Raw genomic sequence first — 12,702 nt, forward strand, 5'->3', positions numbered from 1 at the left:
GCGAAAAGTGCCAGGAAAGCTTATACTTCCTGGCACTTTTCGTTCTTTCCTTCTTATGGATTCACACTCTCCGTTGTCCCCATAAAGAGCGGCAGATTACTTTGGCGATCCACAATCATATATACAAAAGGTCTGTCCAGATTGACAATCTTTGGATCCATGGGACCTGCAGACTCTGCCACCACTTCCACGGCTGTGACTGCTCCAGCCTTGGTTCCTCTTTCATTGACGTCGATAAAAGTCTTATGGAGCACTCTGCTGATATAAAGATTTCCAATGGGTGATGTGCCTAAGGCTCTCAGATTGGCTAGATCCGCATCGAAGGCATCTTTGATCCCCATGGATTTGAATACTTCTGAAAGCTCCACTTTGTATTCCGTTTTAAACTTAGGCATCATGGTAAATACGGAGGTGGACTCCACAGTATCCAGCAGCTCATAAAGGTCTTCCCCCGTAAGGCTATTCACATACTCGCCAATCGTCTGGTTCTCCTCCTTTGGGAGAAGAGCAACAAAGACAAATTCTCCATCTGCATAGGGCTTCATGAAACCTACAGTATCACCATTTTCCAGATACAGGGATTCTTCATTCCGCATCATTTCCACCGTTTCTTCTGCACCAGAGCTGTTTTTGAAAATACCATCCTGAATCTGGTCTTCTGAATAGATGTCCTTCCATTCCCCTTCAAAGGCCAGAGCATTGATGAGATACATCACGGCGTCCTCTGGTATTTCGTCGAGGATTTCAGGAATCATTTCCTTCGTCTTCTCCTTGACCCAGAGATTGATGTCCTTCAATGTGGATTCATCAAAAGGAGCACGGTAGATGGAGGCATCATAGTAGTTGGCATTGGTCTGAAGAAAATCTTCTTCCACATCAATGGCTCCCCCTTCTTTGAACCAGATGGAGTTTGCCACATGAATTTTCAGCTTCTCTTTGTCCGGCAGGCTCTTTCTATAGAGATACAGCAGATTGTTGAGATCCTCCATCTTCATGCCGAAAACTTCTTCCATCTGGGTCCTGGTGTTTTCCAGAGCGCCATTTCCCGTCATGCCCATGGCTGAAAGGATGGAAATTGGAGAAAGCAGTGTGTTCTTTTCTTCCAGGCTCTTCTGGAATAGCAGTAAAGAAAAAGAAAGGGCCGCCTGAAGATCTTCTTCACTATAGCCCTCAGGCACCTGGACCTCTTGGGAATCTATGCCTTTCATCAGATCTTCTCCAGACACCTTCTTTGCACAAGAGGTGCTTGTCATAAGAAGCGCAAACAGCAGCGCCACAGAAAGCAGTGTGATCCATCTGTTGTTTTTCATATCCATCTCCCCCCAGTTCATCATCGTTCTAATGAAAACTTTCATTTCTACTTTTATCCTATCGCCCAGCCATCAATTATTGGTGACAATTGAGCAACAGGATGGAAACAAAAAAAATGTCAAACCCCTTGAGGAGTCTGACAAATTTGAACTCTAGACTTCAGCTTTCACTTTATTCCGATCTTCCCTGTTCACCAGAATAATCCCGATGACAATGGAAAATAATGAGATCAGCACCTGAACTGTGATCTTCTCTTTTAGGAAAATCGCCGACAGGATCGATCCTGACACCGGAATCAGAAAGCGGAACATGGTGATCTCCCCTGGTTTGTTGTACTTCAGAAGTGTATACCATAACGTAAAGGCAACAGCGGATAACAGTGCAGAGTAGACAAGAAGTCCACCTGCCAAAGGTGTCATGGTCAGTGTGTCATAGGTTCCGTTCAGTGATATGAGGAGCATCGCCGCTCCACCAAAGAGAAGCTGGTAGGCAGACAGCAGCATGGGATGTATGGTTCTTGCATAACTCTTCACCATGAAGCTTGATAAAATGGCTGTGATGACGGAAAAGAACATAAACCCTTCTCCCATGAGCTTGAATCCTCCAGTGAGTCCTCCATCCAGATTTACCACCACTACGCCAATGAGGCCAAAGACAATACCCCAAATTTTATTTCTGTTCAGCCGATCATTCTTATAGATAAAATGTGCCAGAATGATGATGAGAAAATTCGACAGGGAACTGATGATGGCGCCTTTTGATGCTGTTGTATTGGCAAGACCAATATAGAAGAAAAAATAGTTCAGCGATGTTTGAACAAGACCTAATATCAAAACCCGTCCCAAGTCACGAAGGCTATGAAGCTTCACTTTCTCCCGCATGGTCACAAAAGCGTAACCAAGAAGAAGGATGCCCGCCAGAAAGAACCGGATTCCCGCGATGAGAATCTTTGAATAAAGATCATCTCCAGCCATACTCATTTCGCTGTATGTGATTTTAAGTACTGGAAAAGCGCTTCCCCATAGAATCGATGCAATCACTGCAAAGGCTATGACAAAGGGCTTCCGCTCAAATATATTTTTTGTTTTCTCAACTGTATTCATTGTTATACCTCCAAATTTATCCATAAAGACCATTATACCCTGAATTCCCGGAATCTCCATATGAATCCGAAAAAATTAATGGCATCAAATTTATATTTTGTGAAAATTAAACCCCCCAGAGGTATTTTCCTCCATTCTATGTTACAATAAAAAACAAGAATTTCTAAGTTCTCAGAGACTTACAGGAGGTTATGATGAAAAAATACAGCTTTATCTTATGGATTCTGCTCTTAGCCCTGGTACTGGGCGGTGGATATTATTTTATGGAAAATTATGGAAAAAATGCGACACCCCAGGGAGTGGTGGATAATGGCAGCGGCGGTGAAATGGAGACTCCTTCTGAACCTTCCGAAACACCTGCCGCTGAGGAAGAGCCTTCTGACAAAGAAGAAACACCGGTGGCACTGGATGCCATCGATAAGCTCAAAGTGAAGAAGCCATTTTCACCAGAATTCACCATTTACAATGGAGAGAATAAAGAAGTGACGCTGGCGGACTACAAAGGCAAGAAAGTGATCCTCAATTTCTGGGCCTCCTGGTGTCCTCCTTGTGTATTCGAGATGCCGGAGTTCCAAGCGCTCCATGAAGTGCTGGACCCGGAAGAAACGGTCCTTCTGGCTGTAAATCTCACCGATGGACAACGAGAAACGAAAGCCCTGGCAGATAAATTCATCGAAGAGAATGATCTGACCCTGAATGTGCTCTATGACACCACGGGGAGCGCTTTCTATGAATTTAAAGTCTCCAGTATACCTCAAACTTTCATCATCGATGAGGAAGGTTCTGTCCAGTATGCCATCATGGGCATGACCGATAAAAAAACCTTGGATTCGATTCTGGAAAGGATGGAGTAAATGGATTTTGTTGTGCTTGGTCTTCTCTTTTTTGAAGGCGTCCTGACTTTTATTTCTCCTTGCATTCTGCCGATGTTCCCTGTTTTTCTTATGTATCTCAGCAATGAAAGCCAGAAGAAGGGAAAAGAGCTCCTTGTGAATATCCTGGGCTTTATTCTAGGATTCACCCTTGTCTTTGTCACCCTAGGGGCCACCGCAACAGCTTTAGGAAGCCTCCTAAGCCAGAACCGAGTGCTTCTTCAAAGAATAGGCGGCATTGTGATTATCCTCTTTGGTCTCAACATGGGCGGATTTGTAAAGATTCCGTTCCTCAATTATCAGAGAGGTCTTCAGATGAAGAAGGAAGGCAGCGGGTTCTTCAGTGCCATGATCTTTGGTATTGTCTTCTCCTTCGGATGGTCCCCTTGCCTTGGCACCTTCCTGGGAGCAGCACTGATTCTAGCAGCAGATGCGGGCACTTTGGGTCTTGGTATGTTCTACCTCTTTGTCTTCTCCATGGGACTTGGTCTGCCTTTCCTCATCACAGGCATTCTCTTTTCCAAGCTGGAAGAGGCTTTCCATTTCATCAAAAAGCACTATACCCTCATCACAAAAATCTCCGGCATCTTCCTGATTCTTGTGGGTGTGCTGATGGCTTTTGATCTTTTTGGTTACTACCAGAGATTCTTCAACTTCTAAACCTAACAATCTGCATAGGAAAACCCGCCTGATCAGAAACTCAGGCGGGCTTTTCTATTGTGTTTAGTTCATATCCACGATGCTGTCATAATTGACTTCCAGCGCTTCAAACTTCTCCAGTACAATATGTCCGGACTCATAGGTCTTGCCATCGATGGTCAGCATCACTTTGCTGACACCATAGTAGTCTCCAATGGTATTGGCTAAAGACTGAAGGATCAGCCCTTCATAGCCGGCTCCTGCATTCATTTCCTGCAGGAACTCCTTGGTGAGATCCAGATAAACTCTTCCATCCTGGTTGAGATACAGGTAATTCACCTTGGTGTTCTTTGTAAGCACTGGTACAGCTTCCTTTGGAAGCTCTTTATAGGCATTGATGATGAGGATCTTTGGGATGTCATTGGTCATAAAGGAGATTTCTTTTCTGTAAAGGAATATCCTCTCGTCCTGGGCATTGGGGTAATAGAAATTGACAAATCTCTTTCGGATGGCATTTCCTTCCATCTTGGTTAAGTTTGCACTGACTTCATAGTCTTTGCCAATATCTGTTAGTTTTACAAGTCCCATTCCTCTAACATAATACTCCACTCTTTTTTCTGATTCCTTCCCCTTTGTGGCTCTCGTCACTTCAAGCGCTTTAAAAGTGCCAATTCCCGTCTTCACTTCCACATCCACACCAGTGACCGTGACCGTCTGACCGTCACTTTCCCAGCTGGCATTTAAAGCAAGGGGTTCTTTTAACAGAATCCTGTTTTCTTCAGGATCCTTATCCAGAAAGTTCTCTTTATAATAAGTTTCCGGTCTGCTGATGATTTCAACAAGCATCCCTTCTTTCTTTTCCAGCACACTGACGATTTCAGTACCACCATTATTTCTTCTTAACTGAATACGGCTTCCATCCAGAAAATCCACATACTCGTCATATCCTGAAAACTCATTGCCTGTACCTTCATAGAAACGGTACACATTCTCCTCAAAAGGATACACTTCGTCCACGGTATACGTGATTCCTGTCCCCTCCTCCGCAGGTGTCTCCGCCTCTTCTGCCGGTGACTCCGGTTCCATCTCAGACTCCCCAGGAGACTCTGCTGGCGCTTCCGGCGTCACGGACTCCGGTGTTTCTATGTTACTTTTATTACACGCTGTTACCATCATGAGGACCACCATAGCAAGCGAAACCCACGTAAGCTTTTTCATTTGAAAAGCACTTCCTTCTCACACAATCTATTTATTTTGTACTTAAATTCTACCTTTTAAAGCGTTCCACCGGGTTACATGAAGATGACAAGCCGGTGAAAAGAACATGACGAAAAAGGCTAGTCTTCTTCCCCAAAATACCGATGCACCTCAGGAATGTAGTAAAGGGACCCCAGAGCGCAGATGATGTCGTCTGGTTCTGCCTCATGAAGTGCACTGTCCACTGCTTCCTCTATGTTCATGAAACACTCTTTTTTCACATAGGAAGCTTCTTCAAAATCAAATTCTTTTCTTCTTTTCTTTTTTAGAGACGCTTCCTTCGTTGCGCTCTCTTCTTGGATTTCCTCTTCCACCTTGCGTATTTCTTCTGAAATAATTTCAGCAGAAAGTGCTCTCTCATTATTCACCGTAATGAGATTGAAGCTTTTGGCAAGAGGAAGCAGTTCACGGATCATCTCCTTGTACATCTTGTCTTTTAGCACCCCAAGAATGAAGATGATTTTCTTTCCTCTATAGTATTTCATGAGGTTACTCTTCAGAACTTGAACGCCCTGAAGGTTATGAGCACCATCAATGATCACGGCAGGTTCTTTTTGCAGAATTTCAAAACGTCCCGGCCACTTCGCCACAGACAATCCCCTTACAAGGGTCTCATGAGGCACTCTGAACCCATGTTTCTCCAAAGCATACAAAGCCTCTATAGCAACCACCGCATTCTTTACCTGATGCTCCCCAAGGATAGACAGGCGGTACTCTTCCCCTTCATAGGAAAACTTCTGGTAAAGTCCATCAAACTTCAGCACCCGGCTGTCTCTAAAACTGACTCTGTGCACAGGAATCTGAAGCTCTTCCGCTTTTTTCAGAATCACCTTTTCCGCTTCTTTCTTTTGGGGGTATAAGACAAGCTCACTGCCAGCCTTAAGAATCCCTGCTTTTTCCCCTGCAATCTCCTCTATTGTGCTGCCTAAAATATCCATATGATCAAAGTCAATGGGTGTGATCACTGACACCAGAGGTGCATCAATGACATTGGTGGAGTCCAGCCTGCCACCAAGACCCACTTCCAGAATCACAAGATCACAGTTTTCCTCATAAAAGTACACCAGGCCCAATGCTGTGATGATCTCAAACTCTGTGGGACTTTGTAGGCCTGAAAGAACCATCTCATCAATATTGTACTTGATTCGGGTCATGATTTCTGCCATTCGCTCCTCATTCATTTCCTCTTTGCTGATCCGGATCCGATCTGTAAACCGGAGGAAAGAGGGAGATGTATACATGCCCACTTTATATCCTGCCTGAGTCAAGACACTCTGCATGAAGGCACAAGTGGATCCTTTTCCATTGGTGCCTGCCACGTGGATGAACTTCAGTTTCTTCTGAGGATTTCCCATCATTTCCAGGAGCTTGGCAATCCTCTCCAATCCAAGAATGCTGCCAAACTTCTGCGTATTCTCTATATAGCTTAAGGCTTCTTCATAATTCATGACACTTCTCTCCTCACATATCTTCTTCTCTATTATAGACAGAGAACTCTCCAAGAACAATGAATTCATTCATCTGCGGCATCTTTCAAGGTGTTTTTTAGGCAACTTCACAAAATCGTAACATAAGGGACCGACTTAAAAGAAGAAGTTATTGTATACTAATCCTATAAGCAAAAGAACCCTATGAAAATCCGGAAAGGTGGCCATCATGGAAAAACAGAAGTGGAGTCTCTTTGTCTATATCGTCAACCATAAAAATGGAGCCCGAGTGGCGAAGCTCGCCAGCCGTTACGGAATATCTGACGCTGCCGTATTCATGGGGCATGGCACCATCGACAGCAGTATGCTGCAGTTCATTGGTGTATCGGATATCCGGAAGGAACTGGTCCTTTGCGTTTCAAAAGATCAGGAGGGCCAGACTGTAATGGAGAAAATCATCAAAGACCAGAGGCTGGATAAACCTAAAAACGGCATCGCGTTCACCTTGCCCATCAGGACCATCCGAAGCGCATACCGTATAGAGCCTTTACTAGAGGAGGATCGAGACCCTATGATAAATTATGAAGCCATCTTTACCATAGTCGACCAGGGAAAAGGACAGAAGGTCATTGATACCGCCAAAGCAGCAGGTGCCTTCGGAGCTACACTCATCAATGGAAAAGGCTCCGGTATCAAAGAAGAGAAGCTTCCCTTCACCATGACTGTAGAGCCTCTGAAAGAGATCATCCTCATTCTCTCGCAGCACTGTCATACCGATGATATTGTTCTTGCAGTGACGAAAGAGCTTAATCTTGAGAAACCTGGTCACGGAATTCTCTTTACGGTGGATGTCACCCGTACCGTGGGCCTTTATGAAGGAGACTGCGAGAAGAAGTAGCAATCATCCATGCTGCTATTTTATCCTGCTCAGTCGCCTCATTCCTATCCACCATCTCTTCAAAAGGGGGGAGATTTTGATGAAAAAAATTATTCAGCTAATGCTCCTTTGTCTGTCACTATTTCTGTTTTCTGCCTGTTCCGGTCAGAACCCGGATGATTTCTATGGCACCTACCGTTTTAAAAAAGCAGTGTATCTGTCTCAACTTTCCTCCAGCATGCTGGAAGTATTTGACAGCACCATGGATGGAGCAGAAGTGACCATTGAGAAGAATCAGTTCAAGATTCTCAGTAAAGAGTTCCTCGTAGAGCTACCAGATCCTCAGTACATCTCTGTGGAAAAAGTTGACGATGAACTGTTCGAACTCTCAGAAATCACTTTCCCTCTGGATCAGCTGGAAGGAATCTATGCCGTCCATGAAGCTTCTGGTGAAAAAACAAGCTGGTGGATCTATCATACAGACACCCAGCTCTGGATTGGTGAAACCATTCCTACACCTGCAGGGAACAAAGATCATATCATGACGATTTTCGAGTTTGAAAAATAGCATGATGATCAGCATGTGAAAAAGGACTGCAAGGTCCTTTTTTTATTCAACCAGCTCCTGAAGAGATTCTGAAAAAGATCTAAAATATACAGCTCTGTACAGAAAAGGAACAATAAAACTGCTATAATAGTACTATCAGTAAAGTTTTAGGAGGAAAGTATGGGGAATTTTAAGCACCGCATTGTCTATCAGATATGGCCACGCTCTTTCAAAGACAGCAATGGAGACGGGATTGGAGATCTTCAAGGCATCATCGGAAAGCTTGACTACATAAAAAGCCTTGGCGTAGATACCATTTGGCTCTCTCCCATTTATGCCACCGGAAACAAAGATTATGGCTATGACATTGATGATTACTATAAAATCAATCCGGAGTTTGGATCCATGGAGGACTTTGATGAACTGCTTCATAAAAGCAAAAAACTGGGCATGGGCATCGTGATGGATCTTGTGGCAAATCACACCTCAGACCAGCATTCCTGGTTTCAGGAAGCTCTGAAAAGCAAAGACTCTCCTTATCGGAACTATTACATTTTCAAGCAGGGAAAACGAAACAAAAAAGGAGAGCTTTTGCCACCAAACAACTGGCTCAGCGCTTTCGGCGGCAGCGCCTGGCAGAAAGATCCAAACTCTGATGAGTTCTACCTGACCTTGTTCACCCCCAACCAATGTGATCTCAACTGGAAAAACGAGAAGGTCCGGGAAGGAATCTATGAGATCATGAGGTTCTGGCTGGATAAAGGAATCCTTGGTTTCCGTATGGATGTCATCAACACCATCGCGAAAAAAGATGGGCTTCCTCCTGCCGGAAAAGGAAAAAAACTGGACTTTCCCTTTGAGCATATCGTCTCTTTACCCAAATCCCATGAATATGTGAAAGAGATGCACGAGAAGGTACTCTCCCAGTATGAGGATGTGTTTACTGTAGGAGAAGGAATGGTCACAAGCCTAGAGGATCTCAATGCCTATACAAGACCTGAAGAGAAGAAGCTTCAGATGATGTTCCAGTTTGATGTGCATCTCATCGGCTGCGGTCCCTTGGGCAAGTTTGATTTTAGAAAAGGATACCGCTGGACGCCAAAGGAACTGAAAGATCTCATCATTCACTGGCAGACCGGTGTAGAGAAAGGCGGCGGATGGCTTGGAAACTTTTTGAGTAACCACGACCAGCCGCGTCAGGTCTCAAGATTCGGCCATGATGGCGCTTTCAGGCGTAAGTCCGCCAAATCTCTGGCCCTGCTGAACTTCACCTTAAGAGGCACACCGTTTCTTTATCAGGGAGAAGAAATCGGCATGACCAACTGTCATCTGGATGAAGAAGACTGGAGGGATTTTGAAGCCATCAATGACTACAGAGTGCTGCAGGAGATGATGCATCTGCCGAAACCTCTGGCAAGAAAAGTGATCCAGAAGATGACAAGAGACCATGCACGTACCCCAATGCAATGGTCTGAAGAAAAAAATGCAGGATTCACCACAGGTACCCCTTGGATCAAAGTAAATCCCAACTACAGCTATATCAATGTGGATAAAGAAATAAAAAGAGAGAACTCGATTCTCGCCTTCTATAAAAAGCTCATAGAAATCAGAAAAAATGCAGAAGCGCTGAACATCGGCAGCTTTATTCCCGTGGATACAGAGAATAAGAAAGTGCTGTCTTACCTGAGGCAAGAGGGTGAGGAAACCTATCTCACTGTCATCAATCTGTCCGGTTCCCTGGCAGAAGCAAACCTCATGGATGTCTCTGCGTATAATTTCAAACCTGTGCTTTGCACCTATGATGCTCTCCCCTTCATGCCTTCAATGAAGCTTCAGCCCTACGAGGGAAGACTTTATAAAGTATAAGACAAAAGCCCTGCAGTTTCCATGCCGATGCCTGGAGACTGCAGGGCTTTACTGTTGTCAATGAATCCAGTCCATACTATATTAATTATAACCCCCCAGAGGGGATATGAAAGGAGTCTGAAAATACATCATCACCCTCACGAATATACAGAAAATGTCATACACAGACTTTCAAGAGCCATTGGCCACTTGGAGTCTGTTAAAACTATGGTTCAAGATGGCAGAGACTGCAGTGAAATTCTCATTCAGATCGCTGCCGTGAAGTCGGCTGTGAACAATATAGGAAAAGTGATCCTAAAAGATCATATCAACCACTGTGTGGTAGAAGCTGTGGAAACGGGAGATCATAAAACATTAGAAGACCTTAATACTGCAATTGATCGTTTTATGAAGTAGATGGAGGATTACTCATGAAGAAACAGCAAACATCAGCCATATTCCTAGCTGTTCTTGCAGCTGCTTTATATGCCATCAGTACACCTTTTTCAAAACTTCTTTTGTCCCACGTTCCACCTACCATGATGGCATCACTTCTTTACCTCGGTGCAGGTATTGGCATGGCGTTACTTTCCCTGTTTAAAATTAGGAAAGGAACACTTAGAAAAGAGATGAACCTGACAAAAAAAGAACTGCCTTACATCATAGGCATGATTCTATTGGATATCCTTGCACCGATTTTCCTTATGATCGGACTTTTTTCCACCACACCGGAAACGGTCTCCCTTTTGAATAATTTTGAAATTGTTGCCACCTCAGTCATTGCACTAGTCCTATTTAAGGAAGTGATTCCTTCGAGACTTTGGCTGGCAATCGTCTTAATCACTTTGGCCAGTATTCTGCTGTCTGTGGAGGATTTCGGGATGCTCACCTTTTCAAAAGGTTCACTCTTGGTGCTCTTGGCATCCATATGCTGGGGATTTGAAAACAATATCACTAGGGCTCTTTCTGTAAAGGATCCGATGCAAGTGGTGATTCTGAAAGGGTTCGGTTCAGGGTTCGGTTCGCTTATCATCGCATGGTATCTTGGTGAAGTTACTAGAAATACTGTCTATATTCTATTTGCACTTCTTTTGGGATTTGTCGCATATGGACTAAGCATTTATCTTTATGTCTATGCACAAAGGTACTTAGGAGCTGCAAAAACCAGTGCGTACTATGCTATCGCCCCTTTTATCGGCGCAATACTGTCCTTACTTATCTTCAGACAGATGCCTGCTTCTACATTTCTACTGGCTCTATCAATTATGATTATTGGGACCTATATTGCATCTATATGAACCAATCCTCATTCCAATAAGGGATAAATTCACTCTTATTTACTTAAACTTCTATATAATCAAATAACGCATTCACCTAGAATACTATAAAAATCTTATCATATTATCATGTAATCTGAGAAATGAGGATCATCTTCCTACGGTAAATAACATTAGTCGACAATTAAAACCTTTAACGTATTGAGCTTTATGTTGTTATGTTATGCTTTCAAATACAAACAATACCATATAATCCTATGATTTGATTTCAATCAATATCTTTCCTTCAATATCCAAACCACAGACAGAAAAACTCATAAAAGGATAAGACTACTGGAGATTCTCCAATAGCCTTATCCTGTGTTTTCGTATTTTCATGACTCGGATTTCTTACCTCCATCCGATGTGCTTTCTAAAATGGGCTTTTGTTTGTAAATGAGTACCCTCATGAATCCATGCACTTACCATGACTACTGTAAGTCAAATCTAAAATTCCCAGCTGGTTTCTTCAGCTGATCCTCACTGTGCAAAGAGTTGCCATAAGTCATGTACTTGGCGCTATCTGATACCAATCAAGACTTTCCCCAATAGATTCCACTAAGATCGGACACAACTAAAGAAGGAGCTGAACAACTTGTCAGCTCCCTTGAAAACCTAGATTTTATGCAGCTTTTTTAAAAATGGAAGGTTTCTTGAATCCACCTGAGTGCATCAACTGAGGAAGGAATCCTACGATAATTCTTAATCCCATGATGATGCCCAAAACCATGAGCTCATCTTTTGTGTGGATAATAATAGTTTTCAGTACTTCTGCTGAGAGTAGAAATTCCAAAGACATACCCAAGCCTTTTGAAAAATCAGTTTTGATCTGATCGTCTTCTATATGACGTGACAAAACACCCTTCAGATAAATCCCGAATGCTTTTGTTGCGGTGATCACTATTACGACAACACCCATAAATTCTAAGAGATAAATGACTACCGGTAAATAATGGTCAAAAAATGAAGCTAACATAATACACTCCCCTGTTAAATGATACTAGCCCCATGATAATTGAGAGCCTCATAAAAATCAACTTGTTTGTGAATTAATTATTACTTCTTCAAACTTTCGTCAGTTTCTCAATACAAAGGATAAAATACTCGTGTTTTATTCCCAAAGTCATTCTCACTTCTGACTCTATTTATCTGGAAAGTACATATCTATGTAGAGCTTGAATTTTGGTCTGAAGTGCACAATGGCAGAACCGGTAGTGTTTTTGATCCGAAGTTTGGAGAAATCTCTCTGACTGGAGAGGATCTCCAAGGAAAAATCTCCCGTAAAATCCAGATAAGCCATACGTTCTTCTCCTGTGAAGACTTCAATCTTCAGATCCTGATTAGAGGGCTGAAGCCTAACGGAAAACCGTTCATCCGCTTCATTTATGAAGTCATAGACAGCTTCATTATAGAAAAAAGGCACATTCTCATCAAGAAGAATCGGATCACATTGAAAAAACTGTGAAAAGTCTAACGCATCCTGCTCAATCATCACGACTAAGCCTCCT

General features: G+C 43.1%; 13 protein-coding genes. 7 read left to right on the forward strand and 6 right to left on the reverse strand.

Going from position 1 to position 12,702, the window contains the following annotated elements:
• Positions 1-53: 53 nt before the first annotated feature.
• Together T487_RS0102960 and T487_RS0102965 are read right to left on the reverse strand one after the other, a co-directional pair.
• A complete protein-coding gene (locus T487_RS0102960; RefSeq protein ID WP_162178211.1) occupies positions 54-1,310 on the reverse strand; it encodes a serpin family protein in 1,257 nt (418 codons plus the stop codon).
• A gap of 153 nt (positions 1,311-1,463) precedes the next feature.
• Entirely contained in the window at positions 1,464-2,414 is a 951-nt protein-coding gene (locus T487_RS0102965; RefSeq protein ID WP_031573841.1) for a DMT family transporter, read from the reverse strand.
• 194 nt (positions 2,415-2,608) lie between these two features.
• Between T487_RS0102965 and T487_RS15715 the strand changes: the two genes are divergently transcribed.
• Both T487_RS15715 and T487_RS0102975 read left to right on the forward strand, forming a co-directional pair.
• Positions 2,609-3,268: a TlpA family protein disulfide reductase gene (locus T487_RS15715; RefSeq protein ID WP_051651452.1), complete on the forward strand. Its 660-nt coding sequence runs from the start codon at positions 2,609-2,611 to the stop codon at positions 3,266-3,268.
• Positions 3,269-3,946, forward strand: coding sequence for a cytochrome c biogenesis CcdA family protein (locus T487_RS0102975; RefSeq protein WP_031573846.1), 678 nt, complete (start codon positions 3,269-3,271; stop codon positions 3,944-3,946).
• A gap of 63 nt (positions 3,947-4,009) precedes the next feature.
• On the opposite strand, the gene T487_RS0102980 is transcribed toward T487_RS0102975, so the two are convergent.
• Both T487_RS0102980 and T487_RS0102985 read right to left on the reverse strand, forming a co-directional pair.
• Positions 4,010-5,143, reverse strand: coding sequence for a GerMN domain-containing protein (locus T487_RS0102980; RefSeq protein ID WP_036909045.1), 1,134 nt, complete (start codon positions 5,141-5,143; stop codon positions 4,010-4,012).
• A 119-nt stretch (positions 5,144-5,262) separates the two neighbouring features.
• Complete coding sequence (locus T487_RS0102985; RefSeq protein ID WP_031573850.1) at positions 5,263-6,630, reverse strand: bifunctional folylpolyglutamate synthase/dihydrofolate synthase; 1,368 nt, start codon at positions 6,628-6,630, stop codon at positions 5,263-5,265.
• Between the two features lie 208 nt (positions 6,631-6,838).
• Here T487_RS0102985 and T487_RS0102990 point away from each other — a divergent pair, with 208 nt between their 5' ends.
• From T487_RS0102990 to T487_RS0103010, 5 genes are all read left to right on the forward strand, one after another.
• Positions 6,839-7,507 (forward strand): hypothetical protein, encoded by a 669-nt coding sequence (locus tag T487_RS0102990; protein ID WP_031573852.1) that lies wholly within the window; start codon positions 6,839-6,841, stop codon positions 7,505-7,507.
• Positions 7,508-7,586: 79 nt separating this feature from the next.
• Positions 7,587-8,054 (forward strand): hypothetical protein, encoded by a 468-nt coding sequence (locus T487_RS0102995; protein WP_031573856.1) that lies wholly within the window; start codon positions 7,587-7,589, stop codon positions 8,052-8,054.
• 159 nt (positions 8,055-8,213) lie between these two features.
• Positions 8,214-9,899, forward strand: coding sequence for a glycoside hydrolase family 13 protein (locus T487_RS0103000; RefSeq protein WP_031573859.1), 1,686 nt, complete (start codon positions 8,214-8,216; stop codon positions 9,897-9,899).
• A 60-nt stretch (positions 9,900-9,959) separates the two neighbouring features.
• Positions 9,960-10,295, forward strand: coding sequence for a metal-sensing transcriptional repressor (locus T487_RS0103005; RefSeq protein ID WP_081827521.1), 336 nt, complete (start codon positions 9,960-9,962; stop codon positions 10,293-10,295).
• A gap of 14 nt (positions 10,296-10,309) precedes the next feature.
• Positions 10,310-11,176: a DMT family transporter gene (locus tag T487_RS0103010; RefSeq protein ID WP_031573866.1), complete on the forward strand. Its 867-nt coding sequence runs from the start codon at positions 10,310-10,312 to the stop codon at positions 11,174-11,176.
• Between the two features lie 640 nt (positions 11,177-11,816).
• Here T487_RS0103010 and T487_RS0103015 read toward each other — a convergent pair.
• A complete protein-coding gene (locus T487_RS0103015; protein ID WP_051651453.1) occupies positions 11,817-12,170 on the reverse strand; it encodes a DUF1622 domain-containing protein in 354 nt (117 codons plus the stop codon).
• 165 nt (positions 12,171-12,335) lie between these two features.
• On the reverse strand, positions 12,336-12,689 hold the full coding sequence (locus T487_RS0103020; RefSeq protein ID WP_143004573.1) for a hypothetical protein: 354 nt from the start codon (positions 12,687-12,689) through the stop codon (positions 12,336-12,338).
• Positions 12,690-12,702 lie beyond the last annotated feature (13 nt).

Source organism: Proteiniclasticum ruminis DSM 24773, from assembly GCF_000701905.1.
Taxonomy (GTDB): Bacteria; Bacillota; Clostridia; order Clostridiales; family Clostridiaceae; genus Proteiniclasticum; species Proteiniclasticum ruminis.

Excerpts from the sequence above, each read along its gene's own strand:
- T487_RS0103015 (WP_051651453.1), bottom strand. The coding sequence starts at position 12,170 with ATGTTAGCTTCATTTTTTGACCATTATTTACCGGTAGTCATTTATCTC.
- T487_RS0103010 (WP_031573866.1), top strand. The coding sequence starts at position 10,310 with ATGAAGAAACAGCAAACATCAGCCATATTCCTAGCTGTTCTTGCAGCT.
- T487_RS0102980 (WP_036909045.1), bottom strand. The coding sequence starts at position 5,143 with ATGAAAAAGCTTACGTGGGTTTCGCTTGCTATGGTGGTCCTCATGATG.
- T487_RS0102985 (WP_031573850.1), bottom strand. The coding sequence starts at position 6,630 with ATGAATTATGAAGAAGCCTTAAGCTATATAGAGAATACGCAGAAGTTT.
- T487_RS0102995 (WP_031573856.1), top strand. The coding sequence starts at position 7,587 with ATGAAAAAAATTATTCAGCTAATGCTCCTTTGTCTGTCACTATTTCTG.
- T487_RS0102990 (WP_031573852.1), top strand. The coding sequence starts at position 6,839 with ATGGAAAAACAGAAGTGGAGTCTCTTTGTCTATATCGTCAACCATAAA.
- T487_RS15715 (WP_051651452.1), top strand. The coding sequence starts at position 2,609 with ATGAAAAAATACAGCTTTATCTTATGGATTCTGCTCTTAGCCCTGGTA.
- T487_RS0103000 (WP_031573859.1), top strand. The coding sequence starts at position 8,214 with ATGGGGAATTTTAAGCACCGCATTGTCTATCAGATATGGCCACGCTCT.
- T487_RS0103005 (WP_081827521.1), top strand. The coding sequence starts at position 9,960 with ATGAATCCAGTCCATACTATATTAATTATAACCCCCCAGAGGGGATAT.
- T487_RS0102965 (WP_031573841.1), bottom strand. The coding sequence starts at position 2,414 with ATGAATACAGTTGAGAAAACAAAAAATATATTTGAGCGGAAGCCCTTT.
- T487_RS0102975 (WP_031573846.1), top strand. The coding sequence starts at position 3,269 with ATGGATTTTGTTGTGCTTGGTCTTCTCTTTTTTGAAGGCGTCCTGACT.
- T487_RS0102960 (WP_162178211.1), bottom strand. The coding sequence starts at position 1,310 with ATGAAAAACAACAGATGGATCACACTGCTTTCTGTGGCGCTGCTGTTT.